Genomic DNA, 20,269 nt, shown 5'->3' on the forward strand with positions numbered 1-20,269 from the left:
TTATCCCTCAAATGATTAACAACTCAGCACTTGTACAATTGAGCTCATAGACTCAATACCACCTTTATCACGAACGCCTCGAACTGGAGCTACATCCCAGTAGTCCCGTCCAATCGCAACATAAATATGTGATTGTGGTGTAAATAGCTGATTACTGACATCAAAACAATACCATTTATTTTCGATATAGACTTCTACCCAAGCGTGACTGGCAAGGTGGCTACTATTCGGCACAAATAAATACCCAGAAATATAACGTGCAGGAATACCCAAATAGCGACACATTGCGATCATGACATGGCTATGATCCTGACATACCCCTTGCTTATGATGAAAAGCATCAATCGCTGAAGTATGTACCGATGTTTGATTCGATACATAGGGAATATGCGCCAATATCGCTTCAGCCAAACGAATCAGATTGGCACGATTGATACGAGGGACATAGCAATCGGCAAAACTTTTCATGTGAATATCGTACTGCGTACTCGGCGTTGGCTGTAAAAACAATTTCGGGTTTAAATCATCTGCATTTGAATCATTTGAACTCAAATTCATCTCTACGATGCCCTGCGCCATAATGGTCATTTGAAGATAAGGTTCGCGCTGCGTTGTGGTCAACCACACATTACCAAAAGTATCCAATTGCATATCACGTTGCCCCGGCACACTCACATCCCAATTTTGCACCTGTTGATGCGCATTAGTGGATGGGGTCATTTTGATATATTGAATGCTTCTGCTAACCACATCAGTGTAAACATAATGGGTCTGATGGTTGATCATGAGCCTCATACAACCACCTCAAACATATTTTGGATATGATCACTGAAATGGTAAAAATTTTGGCTATTCGGTTGTTGCTTTAGTGCCTGCCATGCCTCTTGCACACTTTCCCAGCCAAACTGAACTAAAGCGATTACGATATGTTCAATCTTCGCTAGGGTGTGTTGAATGTCTTGCTGCATGCGTAACTGGCGATCAAGCTGCTCTATGGCTTGTCCTAAACTAAAAAATAAAAATACATCTTCAGATTCGGACTCTAAAACATCTTGGCAATCTGTTACCACGTCACAGATATAACCGGGGGTATCACTGGCGTTACGAATTAAACGGCTGAGTTCTGCATAACTTTTTGCTGAAAGTACACCCCTTAAATCCTGAATATTACTTTGTGCATATTGAAATTGGCTCGAAAATGACGCCGGTTGCTCGGCATTTAAAACCAATTCATTCATTGAGTCGGCATCAAATGCTGGTAAACAAAAAGCATGTGCATAGTTCAATGCTGTATCGACATCTTGAAATGGAAAAATACTGCATAAATATTGAGTACGTGCTAAATAACGTCCCAGCCAAAATATATTTTCTGCATTACTGTTTAATAAAATCATGTTTTGCTCCTTCACTGGAGTGCTATGAGCGTAAATCATCTACTACCCACGTATCTTTAATACCGCCGCCTTGCGAGGAATTCACCACCAATGAACCTGCTTGCATCGCGACACGAGTTAAGCCGCCCGGTACAATTTCAGTTCGATATGGAGAACTCAGTACAAATGGACGCAAATCGATATGGCGCTCCGAAACACCGGTCTCACTTAGGGTTGGGCTGACAGATAAATTTAAAGTCGGCTGTGCAATATATAAATGTGGTGCTGCGGCCACCTTATCTTTAAAGCTATTTAATTCTTGTAAAGAAGCTTGTGGACCGATCAGCATGCCGTAACCACCTGAACCCTGCGCTTCTTTGACCACCAATTTTTCGATATTCGAGAGCACATAATCCAATTCGTTCTGCTCACGACATTGATAGGTCGGCACATTTTTCAGGATCGCTTGTTCGCCTAAATAGAAATGAATCATTTTATCCACATATGGATAAATCGATTTATCATCTGCTACGCCTGTTCCCGGTGCATTTGCAATGACCACATTATGTTGCATATACGCTGACATGAGCCCTGCTACGCCCAAAGTACTGTCAGGTTTGAAACATAATGGATCGAGAAAAGCATCATCCACACGACGATAAATTACATCAACCTGTTGTCGGCCTTTAATGGTTTTCACATAAACCTTATCGTTTTCTACATAAAGATCACGTGATGTCACTAAGGGTACATCCATCTCCCTTGCCAAAAAGGCATGTTCATAATACGCACTGTTAAAACGCCCTGGGGTTAAAACCACGATAAACGGGTTATCGACGTAGGCATTTTCTGCAAGAATTTCACGTAAAAGCTGCGGATACTGCTCAATCCCCATAATGTTGCTTTGCTGGCAAAGTTCAGGCATCAGTTTTTGACTGATCTTACGGCTTTCTAGCATATATGACACACCCGACGGTGTTCTAAGATTATCCTCAAGGACGTAAAATTCGCCTGATTGATTACGTATGATATCAATGCCACTGATTTGGCTATAAATTTTACCTTTTAGCCCATGCATATACATTTGTGGCAAATAGGCTTCATGCGTTAAGACTTGCAGTTCAGGAATAATTCCTGCTTTTAAAATATCTTGTTGATGGTAGACATCATGTAAAAACAGATTGAGAGCTTTCACGCGCTGTGCGCAGCCCAGTGATAAATTATTCCATTCCATTCGTGCAATCACACGAGGAATAAGATCATAAGGTATGGTGCGTTCAATGCCCTCATCTTCGCCATACACTGTAAAGGTAATGCCTTCATAGAGAAAATGTTGTTTTGCAACCTGATTTAGTTGCTTCAATTCATCAAGTGTATGCTGTGATAACCACTGCTCTATCCGTTGGCATGATTCTTTAGCTACCGTTTTACTGTCGCGCATTTCATTAAAAAAATCCGAATTAAATTGATTAAACAGCGCATGTCCTCGAGCAAGAGGTAAATTTTTTAATGTAGAGACAGAAGTATTAACCAACTTTGCCTCATAACCCTCAATTCCATTTGAAGTTGTATTACGATTTTCTTTCAGCATAGCAACTCCATGTTTTTCTCATGTTTTATGAACTAGATAAAGCAATATATATGCCATCAATAAATATGTTGCTTCTCTTTGATTATTTATGCATCATTTTTGCAAAGTGGTACAGCATGTAACTGCTCAAGTTATGTCAAATTGCGTTATTAAAATCATCTTAGTTTTTTTCAGATGAAGACTTGCTTAACGCAGGAAGATTTCTTATTGTGTCCCACAGCATCATTTTATTCATTTAAGTCCAAGTTCAAGCACTAGATTATGTCTTCACAAGAAAAAGAAACGTCGAACAGCCTCTATCGTCAGTGGCAAATTCTTTCACGGCTGTCCACAGGTAAGTGGATGGGTACCCGTGAATTACAAGAAATACTGAACCGTGAAGGTATTGATATCAGCCTACGCACCATTCAGCGCGATTTAAATCAAATTTCTCTGCGCTTCCCGATCGAAAGCAGTAAAACAACTCCGCAAGGATGGCGTTGGCGTTCAGATGCACCGATTCAAAGCTTGCCACATATGACCAGCTCGCAAGCGGTCACCTTTATGATGGTGGAGGAGCATCTAAAGCATTTGCTTCCACCGAGCTTAATTGAAGAAATGAATCCTTGGTTTGACCTCGCACGTCGAAGTCTGTCGTCGCAAAATAATGTCCGTCAGTGGATTAACCGCGTGCGTATCGTACCAGCAACTCAGCCATTAATTCCTCCTGTGGTTGAAAAAGCTGCACAGCAATCGATTTATGAAGGCTTACTACAAGACAAACAACTTGAATGTCTATATCAAGGTCGTGGACAACAAAGCGAAGAAAAGACCTATATTTTAAATCCACTGGCGTTGGTCCAAAAAGGTGCGATTATTTATTTGGTATGCACCCGTCATGACAAAACGGACATCCAAACCTTTGCTTTACATCGTTTTAAATCAGCTACGGTCTTAAATTCACGTGCATTACATCCTGTCGATTTTGATATTGATGCCTATATTGACTCTGGAGCGCTTGGTTTCCGCGTGGACTTCAATAAGCCGACTGAAATGATTCAACTCAAATTAACCATGTCTGAAGCAGAGGCGGTTTATTTTGAAGAAAGTCAGCTAAGTAAAGATCAAGTGATTCAAAAAACCGAAGATGGCTGGGTTGAAGTTAGTGCAACAGTACCATTTACCTCTCAGTTAACATGGTGGCTGCGTAGTTTTGGGAAAAAGATTCAGAAAATTGAACCTGAAGAAGTCGCTATAATTGTACAACAACGCAATGATTAAACCGATCTAAGGTTTTCTGCTACCTTAAATACTAACTAATGTTACGCACATAAAAGTAATTTCGCATTTTAAAAATGATTTTTAAGTCTATTCGACGGAGTCTTACATCTAGGGTTTAAATAAAGGAATTAGCCTTCGGCTGGAGGTACTTTTGTTTCGGCAAAAGTACCCAAAACCATTGTCATCCGCAAAACTCGTTCACTAACGTCTACTTATTCAAAGTATCGCAAAAACATTTTTAAATAAATGTAGTCCTGTCTCAAACACTTGCGGATGACCTTACCGCGTATCATTCTTTTATTTGAGGTGACAACTTCTAACGCATAATGAATATCTAGTACATTATTTATGCTTAGATTTTCCCTTAAAATATCAACACATAAAAAAGTCCCAACGCTGGGACTGGATAATTTCTTAGAATATTTTTGTAATTTTAGTCGTTTAGGTCAAAGGAACTACAGCATAAGTATCTGCTGAATACCTTATGCCGTAGCGCTAATTTCTCATGGCTATAATCAATTACTGACATAGGCAGGCTAGGTCGGCATTATTATAACGAATAGATTTCATAGTCATATTCAGCACCTCGTGTTTAGAAAGTAAAATCACTTTAACCTCCATTTTGTACACTGTGAAATAACAAGAACCGCGCTACTTTTCATAAATTTTCTTAAAGAACATTTCTGCTTTTCTTATCTGATTTGGCTTTAAATGAAAATTTAAAAATTCTTATGTACTATTTTTATAAAGCTACACTGAATCAACAAATTAACGCTTGAGCATTGTACATAAACTCGGCAAATTAATAGAAACTGAGCTCATAAGATTTTTTAAAACATGCCAAGTCCAGCACAAACTATCAGACATAAACTTTTAAATACTTTTTTCTCTCGACATTCCATTTGGTTTGCTTGTATTTTTATCTTCCTACTCATTTCGAGTTTTCATTTAGGTTATTCCCCTCGCTATATTCAATATTTTATTCCACAAACCTTATTGAATAGCATCTGGGTCATTACTGGGCTTTTGAGCTTATTGGGTTTGTATGACGTCATACAAAACAAACATTCGATCTTAAAAAATTACCCCATCATGGGGCACTTTCGTTTTCTATTTGAAGAATTTCGACCTGTGATTCGCCAATATTTTATTGAATCTGATCAAGATGCACTGCCCTTTTCTCGTATGCAGCGTAGCTTGGTCTATCAACGTGCAAAAAACCAAAATGCAGATAAACCATTTGGTTCAATTGTTGATGTATACCAAAATGATTACCGCTTTATCAATCACTCCTTGTCACCTTGCATTCCTGCCATTCCTGAAACATTCCGTATTAACATCGGTAATGAACAATGTAAGCAACCGTATAGCGCATCGATATTAAACATCTCTGCGATGAGCTTTGGTAGCTTAAGTGCCAATGCCATTCGTGCCTTAAACTTAGGCGCAAAAATGGGTAATTTCTACCATGACACTGGTGAAGGCAGTATTAGTCCGTATCATTTGGAAAATGGTGGCGACATTGTTTGGGAACTCGGTAGTGGTTACTTTGGCTGCCGTACGATTGATGGTCAATTCGACCCTGTACGTTTTGCTGAACAAGCCAAGCACCCTCAAGTCAAAATGATTGAGATCAAATTATCTCAAGGTGCAAAACCAGGCCATGGTGGCATTTTACCTAAAGACAAAATTTCCGAAGAGATTGCTCAAATCCGTGGTGTTAGCCGTGAACATGACTGTATCTCTCCATCTAGCCATCCTGCCTTTAGCACCCCTATTGAAATGATGCAATTTATTCAGCAATTGCGCGAACTGTCAGAAGGCAAACCTGTAGGCTTTAAACTGTGTATCGGGCAACCATGGCAATTTATGAGTATTGTAAAAGCCATGTTACATACAGGGATTACACCCGATTTTATCGTAGTGGATGGTTCTGAAGGTGGGACTGGCGCAGCACCGATAGAACTGATTGATAATATGGGGACACCCCTGCGTGAAGGCCTACTCTTTGTCAATAACACCCTGATCGGTGCAGGCTTACGTTCAAAAATTAAAGTCGGTGCCAGTGGTAAAATTATTAGTGCTTTTGATATTGCCAGTACCATGGCAATTGGCGCAGATTGGGTCAACTCAGCTCGTGGCTTTATGTTTGCAGTTGGGTGTATTCAAGCTCAAAGCTGTCATACCAACCAATGTCCTGTTGGCGTTGCAACGCAGGACAAAGACCGTCAAAAAGCCATCCATGTTCCGACCAAAGCAGAACGTGTTTTTAATTTCCACAAAAATACCTTGCATGGCTTATCTGAACTTATTGCCTCAGCAGGTTTACAACATCCATCCGATATCCGTGCGCACCATCTAGCGCAGCGGATTAATAACCGTGAAATTAAAAACTATGCACAGCTACATTTTTGGTTAAAAGATGGAGAGTTACTCAGCTGTGAAAATAAAGATGAGGAAAACTTCTATTTCCGTATGTGGAATATGGCTCATCTAGAAAAGTTCTGATTCCTCCACCCAAAAAAAAGAGGCGTCCACGCCTCTTTTTTTCGTCTAGATCCATCACACTGATTAAGGTAAGCTGTGCTGAATCGTCAATTAGTAACTGATGTTACGCGCGTAAAAGTAAATACGCATTTTTAAAATAATTTTTAAGCCTATTCGACGGAGTCTTACATCTAGGGCTTAAATAAAGGGATTACCCTTCGGCTGGAGGTACTTTTGTTTAGGCAAAATGAGAAGCGTGCTTCGCAAGGAAACCATCTTGCGGTGCAATGCACCTCACCGACAAAACTCGTTCACTAGCGTCAAATTATTCAAAGTATTGCAAAAACATTTTTGATTAGGAGTAGTCCAGTCTCAAACACTTGCGGATGACCTTCCCGCGTATCGTACTTTTATTTAAATCAAATTACGCTCCTGATGTTAGTGCGTAACATCAGTTAGTAATAAGACTTACTGTTGGATTGAGCATGCAAGAATGCCGGGATCAAACCTGTTAATGCAGCACGAATATCGGCACGTTCATTAATCAGCTGATGCGAACCTTCTTCAAGCATGAGAAGCGTCTGTAAACGAAATTTACGACGTATAAACTCAATGTTATAACGCCAATCTACAGTTTGATCCTGTGCGCCTTGCGCTAACCACACCGGAATACGACACGCTGGGCGTTCCTCCATCTCCTGCATCCATTTTGACATGGCCAAAATCCAATCCATCCCCATCATTCGTGGTTGTAGAGGATCTTTTAAGCGGACAAAACGTAAAAACTCAGGATTATGATTATTCCGTCTAAAATGACGTGGCACTTCACGTTTAATACGACGAATAATGCCTAACCCTACCGAATTATGCCACCATGCCGTTTTTGCAGGGCGAATCAGCGGAGATAATAATAAAACCCGTTCGACATAAGGGTTTTTGCGATGTTCAGCAAAATCTAACAGATGATGCAGCCAAATCGCTCCACCCGTGCTCTGCCCAATCCCTAACCATGGGGTTGGTAGTTGAGCCGCATGTTTCACATAACGATATACTGCTTCCAAAACTTGTTGGTAATGATCAAAGTTTTGAATACTGGCTGGCGATCCATTACTTAGACCATGCCCCGGTAAATCATAGGTTAAAACACTAAAACCTTGATCTAAGAGTTCACGAATAATCGGCTGATATATTCCACTATGCTCTAAATAACCATGCAATAAAAATACAGTGCCTTTAATGACATCCGTTTCAGTTTTCAGTTTCGGTTGAAATACTTGTACATGTAATTTGAACAAAGGCATTTCTACATAGCCTTGCCAATGTTCACAGTTCAAGGCATCTAAACCATAAAGTCGTCTATAAGACTGTATTTCAACACTAGGCTCAAAAGGTCGATTTAAATTTAGAGGTTCTAATACTTGTGGGGTTAATTCTCGACTTGGAATAGGAAGATCTAATTGTTTAAGGATTGAAGGATTAAGAAATGGGATATCTGACATTATGGGACCTCCCGACAGTCACTTGAGCCAAACCAAACATCACGTAAGGTGGCTAATAATTCATAATTAGCACGACGACTATGGTCATAATTTTTTTCACTTGGTCGCCATGTGGTTAATGTCGTTGGCATAGGTGCAACAACAGGAATGGTTTCAATACCATTTAATGCAAATAAACGCCGTGTTCGAGGCATATGATATTGGTCAGTGATTAAAATAACTGTCGGTGCGCCGCCTTTTTTCTGTAAAAGCAACGAACTAAAACGTGAATTTTCGCAAGTATTCATACTGCGGTCTTCAAGCAATTTCGCATCGACATCATATTGCTTTAACCATGCTTGCATATACGGTGCTTCTACACCACTGAGTACAATCGGTAACTTATTGGCACGTTCGACATCGAGTGTTTTTTCCAGTCGAAGTCGTGTGTAGTCATTTACTACGATATCTTTATCATTTTTATCTAAGGTTAAACCACCACCTAACACCACGATCGCATACGGCTCTGCGGTTGGCTGCTTCAAGGTTTTATCTTTCATTTTGGCAAGATCAAGATAAGTTTCATCATCGATCGGTTCCGCTTCTGAAGCCGCTTGCTCAATTTCATGGGTTTTTAAGAACTCGGTATATTGAGTCATCAGTCCTTTATTTTCCGCACTATTTAGCTCAAGCAGCTCTTTCATTTTTTGAGCAGGATTTTCCGCCAATGCTTCAGAGGATGCCGCCTCGGACGCAGAAGGATTCAACAAAGGTACTTTCGGTATGTCCTTTTGACTATCATTCTTTTCTTTTTCATGTTCTTCTTCAATGAGCTGCTGTAACGCCTTATAACGTGCTTGTATAAGGGTTAAATCTTGAGGCTCATCAGACTGTATGGCTTGCTCCATGAGTTTTAAATACGCTTGGCGCGCTATCCATAAGTCAGAACCCGGCTCATAGTTATCATCGTCACTCAAAGCGCCGAGTTTTTGACTTTGCGCTGCGAGCTGATTGACTTCTACAGGAACGAAATAATTTAAACTTTTAACGATCAATTTAGAATAAAACGGCGTATAGATAAAAATCATTAGACAGCCCAAAAGTACAAATAGCACTGCGGCAATTTGTACTAAGCGAACCATCCAATGTGTTTTATGCATAAATCTAAAACCTATGTGTTTTTATTGATCTACGTGAGATCGAATCAAGCCATTTGTATCAAATAATACAGGCTCAGGATGTAGTTCAATATTAAATTTTTCAAAAACATCATGTTGTACAGCTTTGTAAGTTGTACGCACATCTTGCAGCGTTGCGTCTTGGTAATTGACCAACACTAAAGCTTGCTTATGGAACATACCCACTGAACCCACAGATTTCCCTTTCCAACCCGCTTGGTCAATCAACCAGCCCGCTGCCAGTTTTACCGCATTATTCGGTTGTGGGTAATGGGGTAAATTTGGAAATTGCAGCGCAATTTGGTCAAAAGCTTGCTGGCTAATCACAGGATTTTTAAAGAAACTTCCGACATTTGGAAATTCTTTCGGATCTGGAAGTTTGGTTTGGCGGATATGAATGACTTGTTGTTGTAGGTTTTCTGCACTTAAGTCTTCACCTACCGCCTGCTTTAAATCACCATAATTTAATTTTAAATCGGCATGTTTTAAAAGTTTAAACGTGACATGCGTAATAATAAAACGCTCTGGCTCATCTTTAAAAATACTATGGCGATATGAAAAATGACAATCGGCAGCGCTAATACTACTTTGCTGTTCTGTTACTCGGTCATAGACTTGCACAGATTCAATAAATTCACCCGCCTCAACACCATAAGCTCCAATATTTTGCACAGGTGAAGCACCGACTAAACCAGGTATCAATGCTAAATTTTGTAAACCATAAAACTGGTGTGCCGTCGTCCAAAGCACAAAGTCATGCCACACTTGCCCTGCACCCACTTTTAAAGTTTGGGTTGCGGCATCGTCTTGTACATATTCAATCCCTTGAATATCCATGTGCATCACTAAAGCATGAATTTGCTCAGGCAACAGCATATTACTACCCCCTGAAAGCACCAATACATTTAATTGCTCAGCTTTGGCAAAGTCGAGCGCTGCTTGGATATCTTCTACCGATTGAACACGTACATAATGAGATGCTACAGCATCGAGACTTAATGTATTAAATGGCTTAAGCTGAACCTGTGTTTGAATTTGCATTCTTAAACCTTAATTTTTTTGCTGTGCTTGTAACTGAGTTTTTAAATAATTGACCCAAGCCTGACTGCTAGATTCGCATTGATCTAATACATGTTCAAACCCTGCATCACCACCATAGTACGGATCTGGTACTTCTTGTTGCGGATATTGGTGATCATGTTGACTCATCAAAGACACTTGGGCACGTAGCTGACCCAATTGTTGCTGCGCTTTTTGCATGAGGTTTTGAATATTGTCTAAATTTTCGTAGTCCATGGCCAAGATCAAATCAAATTCAATAAAATCATGAACTGTTAATTGACGTGCACGTAATGCAGATAAGCTATAGCCACGTAATTTTGCATGCTGTTGACTACGTAGATCTGGCGCTTTGCCCGGATGATAATTGCTCGTACCCGCAGAATCGACGTGAATATTGAGTTGCGCTTCATCACAAAAATGTCTGAGAACCACTTCAGCCGTAGGTGAACGGCAAATATTTCCTAAACAAACACACAACACCTTATATGGCGTGCTGGATGACATAACAACCTCAAGACTACTCTTATTTCAAGCGTCTTATGTTAAGTTATTTACAGGATGAATCCTATATCAACACTCAAGAATAATGTTTATTTGGATATAAAAAATTAGGGATAAGCCAATGAGTCAATTTCAGTTTCAAACCGTCAGCAATATTATTTCAGGCTTAGGCTCTATTTCCCAACTGAGAGAGGTCCTAGACGACTTTCAAGCCAAACGTGTCATGCTTGTGACCGACCCCGGTATGTTGCAACAACAATTACATTTACCCATTTTGGATATTTTAGAAAGTATCCATCAAGATTATGTGATTTATTCCAGTATTCAAGCTGACCCTGCAGAACATATAGTTTTGGATGCAGTTCAATTTGCCAAGAATGAAAAAGTGGATTTGATTATTGGTTTTGGCGGTGGCAGTTCAATGGATGTGGCTAAAATTATTGCGATCTTGGCTCATCCTAAGCAAACACAACAGATCAGTGATTTATATGGTGTTGCTAATGCAAAACGACCACGCTTACCGCTCATTTTGATCCCGACAACGGCAGGGACCGGCTCTGAAGTCACACCAATCTCTATCGTCACTACAGGTGAAACCACCAAAACTGGTATCGTCTCCCCTGTACTGTATGCCGATGTCTGCATCCTCGATGCGAACTTTACATTAAATCTTCCCGCACATATTACCGCAGCGACAGGTATCGATGCCATGGTGCATGCCATTGAAGCCTATACATCAAAAATCAAAAAAAATCCGTATGCGGATATGCTCGCCAAACAAGCTTTGCGTTTATTAAATAAAAACTTAGCACTGGTTTTACAAGATGGACATAACCTCGAAGCGCGTCAGCACATGCTAGTCGGTTCAATGCTTGCAGGTCAGGCCTTTGCTAATGCACCAGTTGCAGCGGTGCATGCACTCGCCTATCCACTCGGTGGACACTTTCATCTCTCGCATGGTCATACCAATGCACTGGTTCTCGCTGAAGTGTTAAAGTTTAATGCACCTCAGGCCAAGCAGCATTATGCAGAACTTATGAGTTGGCTAGACCCATACAGTACGGGCTGTACCGATGGTTTATGTGATTTATTTATTGATCATATGCAAAATCATTTAGATCAGAGCGGTTTGGTGCTAAAACTCAGCCAACTGAATGTGCCTGAAAATATGCTCGATCGTTTAGCAGAAGACGCATTATTACAAACACGACTATTACAAAATAATCCGCGAGAACTGCAGTTTGAAGATGCTCGCCAGATTTACCAATCAATATATGCCTAAAGTTCACTCATTTTTGAAATAAAGAAAATACCAACGATGAAACCTGAAACTAAACGCCGCCAAAACTATCGATTTTTATTTCCAATCCAAACGCGTTGGGCAGACAACGATATGTATGGCCATGTCAATAATGTCACCTATTACAGCTATTTTGATACCGCTGCAAATGCACTCTTGATTCAACATGCCGGTTTTGATTTGCAAAATACCCCGATCATCGGTTTAGTAGTCGATTCAGCCTGCAGTTTTTTACAAGAACTGTCCTATCCAGAAATCATTGAAGTTGGGGTTGCGATTGAAAAAATTGGTAATTCTTCACTGCGCTATGACTTGGCTATTTTTAAACAAGGACAAAATGAGGCTGCAGCCCAAGGACATTTCGTACATGTGTTTGTCGACCGCCAAACACGAAAAAGCACCTCGATACCCGATGATATGCGAGATGCTTTAACCCAGTTTTTACTTTAATTTTTAGAATCCAGCTTAGAACTTATTTGAGCTGGATATTTTGCAACTCACCATCAAAGCTTTTGAGCAAATCTTTCACAACAGGCTCTGCATGTAATAACTCATTTGCACGTGCAAACGCTTTTTCTTTGCGGACATGTTGTAAAGCATACGGTGTGGTTTCTTCGACATCTTCAAAGCTGATATGGAAACGACATTTTGACCATTGCGCATGAATGGCTTGTTCCAATACATGCTGTAATTGAGTCACTAAAGCTTCGTATCGCTTTGGAATATGGAAAGTCGATTCACCGTCAATCGTACCTCGCATAATGCCATGCTGCGCCAACTCTTGTACCGCAGGTGAAAGTTGACTATTTCGGAACCAATACTCCCACTTTTCGACCGTCCACTCACCTTCAAGGGTTTGAGGCTGTAAAGTCAAAATATCTTGTGGCATCAAGGTAGAGGATGAACCCGTTTGAACAGCATCCGAAGAAACGGAACTTTGCGTAACTTGTGGTGATGCTAGATCAAAACCATTGTCGCCTTGAGCACCCGAAACTGATTCATTCACCACATGTTGTGGTTCAACGGCATTTATCAAATGTGGCTGAGCTGTTTCAGGCTGTGTACTTGTTGGCTCTAAAGCTGTTGGTTCTAAAGGTGCAATATCTTCAAAATTTATAGCGCTCACATCAACTTCTTCAGTTTCAGTACTCGGCGTCGGATCTAAATCAAATAATGTATCTTCTGCCACGGCATCCATAACAAGCGTGTCATTTTGCTGTGTCGATACAGACTCAACCGGTGCAACCTCTTGCGTATCTATAGTGCCATTTGCTGTAGATGCTGTAGAAGTTTGGCTAATCACATCCTCTTCAGGATCATCTAAAAAATCATCAGATGAAGGTTCGTCGGCTGCAGGTGCAGAAACATAGCCATCATCGTCATCATAATGTGAATCATCAAAATCATCGAAAGCTGGCGATGTGTCTACAGCGGGCACAGCTTCAGGTTGATCTACAGCGACAACCTGCGCAGCAGCCCCAACAACAGTATTAGGTTGCTGCAAAGACTGTGTTTGAGTCAACTCAACTGTGCTGGCCTGATTTTGAGCAAGCTGTGGCTGTGTGGCTGATTCATGCTGTACGGCAGAAACCAACATTTCATTCGGCTGTAAAGGACGGAATGCCAATAAACGTAGCACACACATCTCAAAACCTTGCTCTTGTGTCACTGCCAACTGCAAGTCTGCCCGACCTTTGCATGCAACTTGATAATACAACTGCAAATCTTGAGCTGAAATCAACTGCGACAATTGCATAATTTTTTGATTGATCTCAGCGCTATATTTCAACGCTAAGTCTGGCAAGTATTGTAATAATGCCAGTTCATGCAAAGTCGAAATCAACTGATCTAATACCAGTGAAACATCCAGTGCTTGTTGGCGGAATTGCATGAGTAAAGCACTCACGCGTCCACGCTGATTTTGATGAATGGCTAAAATCAAATCATAAATGATCGTACGGTCAATTAGGCCCAACATGTCTTTAACATCTTGGTGCTGAATTGAACCCTGACCATAGGCAATCGCTTGATCAGTTAGTGACAATGCATCACGCAGTGAACCTTGAGCCGATTCAGCAATTTGCCAAATCGCATCTTGCTCCGCTTGAATTTGTTCTTTTTGTAAAATATCGGTCAGATGCGTGGTGATTTCATCCACGGCTAAAGGACGCAAAGTAAATTGCAAGCAACGTGAAATGACAGTAATCGGTAATTTTTGAGGATCTGTAGTAGCAAATAAGAACTTCACATGCTCTGGCGGTTCTTCTAGAGTCTTTAATAACGCATTAAATGAATGCGTAGAGAGCATATGCACTTCATCGATCAGATAAACTTTGAAGCGACCTTGGGTTGGTGCATAAGGAACATTGTCGAGAAGTTCTCGGGTATCTTCAACCTTGGTCCGTGATGCCGCATCGATTTCAATTAAATCAATAAAACGGCCTTCATTTACTGCTTTACACGTTGGGCAGACTTCACACGGGGTTGATGTTACACCCGTTTCACAGTTCAGACATTTTGCCAAAATACGGGCAATGGTAGTTTTACCCACGCCTCGAGTACCTGTAAATAAATACGCATGATGTAACCGACCACGTTCTAAGGCACTGGTAAGTGCGCGTGACACATGGTTTTGTCCCACGAGTTCAATGAAATTTCGTGGACGGTATTTTCGTGCAAGTACTTGATACATGTATGCTCCTTTTTACAGGTGTAAGCATACTGTTTTTTTGTCTAAGAGTGAATGAAGTTCTTAGTCAGTGGAACTAATTCGATCAATATCTTCGAATTTAACGACTTTAATATTTGATTTATTTTCTGAATCATTAAACAAGATTACATTACCTTGAAAACTGTCCAGAACATACCATTTATTTACGTCTTTGATTTTCAATGTAGCTACAGGCGACTTCTTTATATCATTTAATTTTAACTGTGCAGAAAAACAGGTAGCAAATATGGCAAGAATGGTTAACACCAAAAATTTAAGTGGTTTATCTCTGCGCACTTCATCATCGGTAAAAATATTGAGAGTTATACCAATTAGAACAGCACCCCATAGCATTGAAGTTTGACCAATAAAGTTATTTACATAGAGCGTAATTAGCCCACTAACACATACAATAATGACAAATATAGCTTGTAGCAGCTTATGCTTTTTTAAAAACTGTTCGATTTTTTCTTTCAGCTCTGCTTCCGTAATATGATTAGAAACTAAAATTTTCTTTTTAGGCTTACTTTTGCAATATTGTTTAAATAAAAATTTATAGAAATCTAATAGAACACCAACTACGGCTATGACTGAACAACTTAAGACTAATACCTTAATAATTTCAAAAATATAAAATGATGGAGATAAAACAGACATTATCCATATAGCATCTAAAGAGTAATAGAAAAATGCATTCGAAATAACAGAAATTGTGAGGGCTGCTATGGATAAAATTCCAAATAACTCCGTAATTGATAATTCTTTTTTTATCATTATTTATAAAAATTAGACTATAAAGTGGTTTTTTATCATGACTGACAAACTACGTAAAGAAAGAACGATTTAATTATAATTAAGTCTCTGCCCGCTTAAGCAAAAAATCACTCTGCATTTGATAGCGTTTCGCCGTCTGGTCTTCCCGAATTTCAAGTAATTGCTGATCCAAATCAACATACAAAAGATTACGCGTTTGCACATTCATAAGTTCTAGCTGCTGCTTTGATTCATCTTTAAAACGAATTACACCTTTTAGCACTTCTACTTCGTTATGACCACTTAGACTTTCACGAGTGAGTGTATAGGTTTGGTCTTCATGTAGCTCTATAGCCACAGCCATGCCAGGACAATCTTCACAACGAGAAATACAGCCCATACACGGCGTGGTACCTTTAAAATCACCGACCCATGCAGCTTGCTGTTTTTCGGCAGTAATCGCTTCTATCTCTTTTGCTTTCGTTTGAGTTGAATCCTGACAACCCAACATTGCCGACGTTGCTACTAAGGGAATCAAAACAACTTTTTTCATAGGGATATCACAGCAATCTAAAACTGCGTGGGAAAATAGCATATTTTTCACATTTCCCCAATTTCTGTTCTATCCCGAAGTATCTTAAAGCCAGCCCTTACGTCCTTTAAGTGCTTTGTCTGCACAGCGAAGCGTTTCTTGAGTTAAGCCCCATAAGCGATAATCGCCGGTGATTGAACCCGTCGCAAAGTTATGTGTATATGCAAAACTTAAATAACGCTGCGGATCGCACCAGGCCCCAGAACCATTAAAACCAATATGTCCAAAACCTTGACTAGATTTGCCTAAAGTTAAAATTCGATGATATCCCAAACGCCAATTCATCGGTAAAGGCATAATACGATCACGTTTTTTATATTGAATTTTACTTAAAGATTCAAAAACTTGTGGCGTGATTAAGGTCTGTCCCTGCCACTGCCCTTGGTTAGCCAGCATTGCATAGATTTTCGCTAAACTATTGGCACTAAATACACCAGTAGCCGCAGGTATAATGGCTTGTAAACCATCATCACTAAAAAATGAAAACTTGCGCATTCCTTTAGGAATCATACCATCTTGAAAGTCTTGCAAATTTTGTCCAGAAAGTTGCAGAAGCTGATCAAAGATTGACGGTTTTCGTGTCTCTGTCTTTTTTTTCGTTGTCTGCGCTTGGGTATTTTCTTGTGCAGATGTATCTACAGCACGTTCTACTTGTTTCTTTTTCGGAATCAAGCGAGCAACCTCACTAAGTTGATGCTCTGGTACGCCAAAAAATGCATGATCCAATGCCAAAGGCTCAACTAAATAGTGTTGCATCAATTCAGCAAGCGGTCGACCTGTGGCCTTTTCAAGTATACCACCCACTTGCCAACCGAAGGTTAAAGGTTGATATGCCGCATCAGTCGTCGGCTCAAAACGTGGCTTAGCTTGTTCGATGACATTAAGCATATGTGGCCAATCTGCCATTTCAGATGCCGTTTCAATGATATTACGGATATCGTATAAACCACTTTGGTGACTCAGCATGTGCCTTAATGTGATATCCGACTTGCCATTTTGAGCAAACTCCGGCCAATATGCTGCAACGGGAGTATCGTAATCAAGAAAGCCTTCGCTCACTAAAATATGTGCAAGCGTTGCAAGTACACCTTTACCCGTGGAATAACAGACCGAGGGTGTATTGGCCTGCCAAGCTTCTTCGGCTGACTTTTTACCAGTCCAAATATCTACGACTTTTTGACCTTTAAAATATACCACTAAGGCTGCTCCGCCTAAGTGGCTTCGAGCATCCTGCATCCGGCTAAATTGCGCCGCCAAATCTTGAAACGCCTCGTCGACTGTACCTTGATAATTATTCTTCTGTGCAAATAGATATTCTTTGAGCGCCTGCATCATCATTCCTTTGAATATGAATCGCTTGAGATTAAAACAAAAAAGCCTAAACCGATATCGATTTAGGCTTAAGTCTTAAAGTGCCTTCACATTTCCCGCGACATGCGGTTTTTTGTTCTTACTATTTCGAATGGCAAACTCTGTATCTTTACCCGTTTGTGCAGTAAGGAACTCAACTTGAGAAGGCAAATACATTGGTAATTTAAACCATACATCTGCTTCATAGGCATCTGGCAAAGTTAAGCTCGACAAAGCTTTGGCTTTACTCCACATACCATGTGCAATGGCTTGTTTAAAACCAAACGCTTTTGCTGTTACAGCATGAATATGAATTAAGTTAAAGTCACCAGAAGTCAACGCATAACGGCGACCGGTATTTTCAGAAACATTCCATTCAGCTTGAACTTGCAACTCTGCTGGCTTTGTTTCGGTAGATTTTGCCGCAGCTTTGTTCTCTGTTTTTTGACGTGCTAAATACGTGGTTAATGATTCTACAACCACTTCATCGCCCACTTTTGCAGTGGTAATAAAGTCAAATTGCACGCCTTTATCATGTGGCTGTAATTCACCAAATTTGCATGACAATGACAGTGTTTCATTCACACCGACTTTGCGATATTGCTTCACTTGGTTACGAATATGTACCAAACCTAAGATCGCAAAAGGAAAAGCTTCCGTGGTCATCATATGCATTTGCAAACTTTGAGAAAGCACAGCCAAATAAATCGCTGGGATATAACCATTGTTTTTAAAGCCACACACTTCGTTATAAGCTTTTAAATGCTTTTGATCAACCTTAAATGAATCCACCACATATTCAACTTGCGGCAGCACTTTTTCAGCTTTAGGCTTTTTAAAAATCAAGCCTTGAATCACTTTTGGATAGGCTAAATAAGGTTTTGGAAGTTGACTAAAATGGCGAGTATTCATACTAAACCTTTGGAAGTTTTTATTTCAATGTTTTAAAAGCCTATTCTCTTGCGCCATATATGGCTCGAGGAGAAGGCTAGAATGAGGGTTAGCCCCATTCCATTTATAGCAAATTTTTACCTCTCCCTAGCCCTCTCCTTTAAAGAGAGGGAGTTTTAAGAGGAATGTATTAAGCCCCTAACAAGCTTTGACCACACACACGTACCACGTTACCGTTCAAGCCTGTCGATGCCGTTGAAGCAAACATCGCAATCGTTTCAGCAACGTCTACAGGTAAACCACCTTGACTCATCGAGTTCATACGACGACCTGCTTCACGGATTGCAAATGGAATCGCAGCAGTCATTTGCGTTTCAATGAAGCCTGGAGCAACAGCATTAATGGTTACGCCATTTTTCAATAATGGAGCAGTAAATTTAACCACACCAACAACACCTGCTTTAGAAGCAGCATAATTGGTTTGACCTAAGTTACCTGCGATACCTGAAATAGAAGATACGCACACAATACGACCATTTGCATTGAAGCCATCATTTTCAAGAAGGTAATCATTTACACGCTCAATCGCAGACAAGTTAATGTTAATCACCAAGTCCCAAAGCTCAGGTTTCATATTGGCCAAAGTTTTGTCACGGGTAATCCCTGCATTGTGCACGATGATATCCAAACCACCTTGAGCAGCTGCAGCCGCTTTGATTTTTTCACCGGCATCGTTTGCAGTAATATCAATCGCGAGCGTAGAACCGCCAATTTCACCTGCAACACGGTCAAGGTCTGCTTGCTGCTGTGGAACGTCTAAACAAATCACATGCGCGCCATCACGTGACAATACATGTGCGATTGCTTCACCAATACCACGGCTTGCACCTGTTACAACAGCTGTTTTGCCTGCAAGCGGCTTATTCCAATCAACATCCACAACATCTGCTTTAGATACACGAATCACCTGACCCGATACATAAGCTGAACGTGGTGAAATTACAAAACGTAATGCAGATTCTAAGTTTGCTTCAGCACCTTCGTCCACATAGACTAACTGTGCAGCAATCCCTTTCTTAAACTCTTTACCGACTGATTTTACAAAACCTTCTAATGCACGTTGTGCAATGGCTTGTTTCACAGTTTTCGCAGTTTCTGGTGTTGTACCAACAACGACAACGCGACCAGACGCCTGAATTTGACGCGCGATTGGGTTAAAAAATGCATATAAGGCATGCAGTTGTTCTGAGTTTTGAATACCTGAAGCATCAAATACCACAACTTTAAACTTAGACTCTTTATCGCCTTCGTTAAATGCGCTTAAGTTCAGACCTGATTTTGCCGCAGCTTGTTGTAATTCAGCATTATTACCTGCATAGCTATTGGCATGAATATTTGCCAAGACTTGTGCAATTGCACCAGACAATGTTGAAGCAGGCGCTGCACCGAATAAAACCGCACCTTTAACTACAGGTGTTGCAGACTCAAAACGCTCTAAAAAAGTCGGTGATGGTAAACCTAAATTTTTGATGACAAATTTACCAATAGGAGATTTTGCAAATGTTTGGTATTGATCAGTCATGTTTATTATCTCTCATACAGATTAATTTTTGATGGATCTGAAGATATCCCTTTAACTTCAAGATGATGTCAGATACTTATATTTCAATAGTTCCATCAGTTTCCATGGAATCATACTTGAGTTAAACCGCAGATGGCTTGACCTGAATGCTTTAGCGAATG

General features: G+C 40.3%; 16 protein-coding genes and 1 pseudogene. 4 read left to right on the top strand and 13 right to left on the bottom strand.

The window, feature by feature from the left end:
* Positions 1 to 15: 15 nt before the first annotated feature.
* From FTT85_RS02010 to FTT85_RS02020, 3 genes and pseudogenes are all read right to left on the bottom strand, one after another.
* Positions 16 to 795 carry a transglutaminase family protein gene (locus FTT85_RS02010; protein WP_180182703.1) on the bottom strand — a complete coding sequence of 260 codons (780 nt, stop codon included), beginning with the start codon at positions 793 to 795 and terminating at the stop codon, positions 16 to 18.
* Positions 792 to 1,394, bottom strand: coding sequence for an alpha-E domain-containing protein (locus FTT85_RS02015; protein ID WP_180182704.1), 603 nt, complete (start codon positions 1,392 to 1,394; stop codon positions 792 to 794). Before FTT85_RS02015 ends, FTT85_RS02010 begins: the two co-directional genes overlap by 4 nt.
* A 22-nt stretch (positions 1,395 to 1,416) precedes the next feature.
* Positions 1,417 to 2,850: pseudogene (locus FTT85_RS02020) on the bottom strand (circularly permuted type 2 ATP-grasp protein); the annotation flags it as partial.
* A 375-nt stretch (positions 2,851 to 3,225) separates the two neighbouring features.
* Between FTT85_RS02020 and FTT85_RS02025 the strand changes: the two are divergent.
* Both FTT85_RS02025 and FTT85_RS02030 read left to right on the top strand, forming a co-directional pair.
* Positions 3,226 to 4,224: a YafY family protein gene (locus FTT85_RS02025; protein ID WP_180182706.1), complete on the top strand. Its 999-nt coding sequence runs from the start codon at positions 3,226 to 3,228 to the stop codon at positions 4,222 to 4,224.
* 837 nt (positions 4,225 to 5,061) lie between these two features.
* Positions 5,062 to 6,732 (top strand): FMN-binding glutamate synthase family protein, encoded by a 1,671-nt coding sequence (locus FTT85_RS02030; RefSeq protein WP_180182707.1) that lies wholly within the window; start codon positions 5,062 to 5,064, stop codon positions 6,730 to 6,732.
* Positions 6,733 to 7,166: 434 nt separating this feature from the next.
* Here FTT85_RS02030 and FTT85_RS02035 read toward each other — a convergent pair whose 3' ends face one another.
* From FTT85_RS02035 to FTT85_RS02050, 4 genes are read right to left on the bottom strand one after another with little or no spacing between them, the layout of a single operon-like run.
* Positions 7,167 to 8,210 (bottom strand): alpha/beta hydrolase, encoded by a 1,044-nt coding sequence (locus FTT85_RS02035; RefSeq protein WP_180007903.1) that lies wholly within the window; start codon positions 8,208 to 8,210, stop codon positions 7,167 to 7,169.
* Complete coding sequence (locus FTT85_RS02040) at positions 8,210 to 9,349, bottom strand: YdcF family protein (protein WP_078188595.1); 1,140 nt, start codon at positions 9,347 to 9,349, stop codon at positions 8,210 to 8,212. The genes FTT85_RS02035 and FTT85_RS02040 overlap by 1 nt, the downstream gene beginning before the upstream one ends.
* A gap of 21 nt (positions 9,350 to 9,370) precedes the next feature.
* Positions 9,371 to 10,408 carry a UDP-N-acetylmuramate dehydrogenase gene (murB, locus tag FTT85_RS02045; RefSeq protein ID WP_180182708.1) on the bottom strand — a complete coding sequence of 346 codons (1,038 nt, stop codon included), beginning with the start codon at positions 10,406 to 10,408 and terminating at the stop codon, positions 9,371 to 9,373.
* Positions 10,409 to 10,417: 9 nt separating this feature from the next.
* A complete protein-coding gene (locus FTT85_RS02050; RefSeq protein ID WP_180182709.1) occupies positions 10,418 to 10,933 on the bottom strand; it encodes a low molecular weight protein-tyrosine-phosphatase in 516 nt (171 codons plus the stop codon).
* A gap of 118 nt (positions 10,934 to 11,051) precedes the next feature.
* On the opposite strand from FTT85_RS02050, the gene FTT85_RS02055 reads away from it, so the two are divergent.
* Together FTT85_RS02055 and FTT85_RS02060 are read left to right on the top strand one after the other, a co-directional pair.
* Positions 11,052 to 12,212, top strand: a complete 1,161-nt coding sequence (locus tag FTT85_RS02055) for an iron-containing alcohol dehydrogenase (protein WP_168377751.1) — start codon at positions 11,052 to 11,054, stop codon at positions 12,210 to 12,212.
* Between the two features lie 36 nt (positions 12,213 to 12,248).
* Positions 12,249 to 12,680 (top strand): thioesterase family protein, encoded by a 432-nt coding sequence (locus FTT85_RS02060; protein WP_180055178.1) that lies wholly within the window; start codon positions 12,249 to 12,251, stop codon positions 12,678 to 12,680.
* A gap of 22 nt (positions 12,681 to 12,702) precedes the next feature.
* Here FTT85_RS02060 and dnaX read toward each other — a convergent pair whose 3' ends face one another.
* The 6 genes from dnaX to FTT85_RS02090 form a co-directional block, all read right to left on the bottom strand.
* Positions 12,703 to 14,922, bottom strand: coding sequence for a DNA polymerase III subunit gamma/tau (dnaX, locus tag FTT85_RS02065; RefSeq protein ID WP_180182710.1), 2,220 nt, complete (start codon positions 14,920 to 14,922; stop codon positions 12,703 to 12,705).
* A 60-nt stretch (positions 14,923 to 14,982) separates the two neighbouring features.
* Complete coding sequence (locus FTT85_RS02070; RefSeq protein WP_180010374.1) at positions 14,983 to 15,714, bottom strand: hypothetical protein; 732 nt, start codon at positions 15,712 to 15,714, stop codon at positions 14,983 to 14,985.
* Positions 15,715 to 15,793: 79 nt separating this feature from the next.
* Entirely contained in the window at positions 15,794 to 16,246 is a 453-nt protein-coding gene (locus FTT85_RS02075) for a copper resistance protein NlpE N-terminal domain-containing protein (protein ID WP_180182711.1), read from the bottom strand.
* 84 nt (positions 16,247 to 16,330) lie between these two features.
* The gene (locus tag FTT85_RS02080) at positions 16,331 to 17,617 is read right to left on the bottom strand and encodes a serine hydrolase (protein WP_180010376.1); all 1,287 of its coding nucleotides are present in this window, start codon (positions 17,615 to 17,617) and stop codon (positions 16,331 to 16,333) included.
* A gap of 75 nt (positions 17,618 to 17,692) precedes the next feature.
* Positions 17,693 to 18,547: a MaoC/PaaZ C-terminal domain-containing protein gene (locus FTT85_RS02085; protein ID WP_180010377.1), complete on the bottom strand. Its 855-nt coding sequence runs from the start codon at positions 18,545 to 18,547 to the stop codon at positions 17,693 to 17,695.
* Between the two features lie 169 nt (positions 18,548 to 18,716).
* Positions 18,717 to 20,108 (bottom strand): 3-oxoacyl-ACP reductase, encoded by a 1,392-nt coding sequence (locus FTT85_RS02090; RefSeq protein WP_180055166.1) that lies wholly within the window; start codon positions 20,106 to 20,108, stop codon positions 18,717 to 18,719.
* Between the last annotated feature and the right edge of the window lie 161 nt (positions 20,109 to 20,269).

The sequence above is a fragment of the Acinetobacter sp. YH01020 genome, assembly GCF_013420275.1.
GTDB classification, from domain to species: domain Bacteria; phylum Pseudomonadota; class Gammaproteobacteria; order Pseudomonadales; family Moraxellaceae; genus Acinetobacter; species Acinetobacter amyesii.